We start from the raw sequence: 392 nt of genomic DNA, 5'->3' as shown, positions 1-392 counted from the left end.
ATGCCAACGGCACCGCGACGCTTGCGACTGCGACCGGCCAGACCAACTCGTCGATCAACGCCTCGGGTCAGCTCAAGCTCTCGACCGGCGTCAATGCCGACCTGTCGATCACCGGCACCGGCAATGCGCTGAATGCGCTTGGCTTCGCCGGCAATACCGGGACCTCGACCGCGTTCACCGCGGCGCGTACCTCGGGCGTCGGCGGCCTCAGCGGCAAGACCTTGACCTTCTCCTCCTTCAACGGCGGCACGGCGGTCAACGTCACCTTCGGCGACGGCACCAGCGGCACGGTCAAGACGCTCGATCAGCTGAACACGAAGCTTCAGGCCAACAACCTGACGGCGACGATCGATGCCAACGGCCTGCTGACGGTTTCGACCACCAACGACTAC

1 protein-coding gene is annotated in these 392 nt (G+C 65.1%); it reads left to right on the top strand.

The window, feature by feature from the left end; genetic code table 11:
• On the top strand, window positions 1–392 hold a 392-nt coding region (locus AC0L3P_RS40145; RefSeq protein WP_473309478.1), incomplete at both ends, for a DUF1522 domain-containing protein.

The sequence above is a fragment of the Bradyrhizobium sp. WSM4874 genome (assembly GCF_055811835.1).
This window is presented reverse-complemented; position numbering and strand designations above follow the sequence as displayed.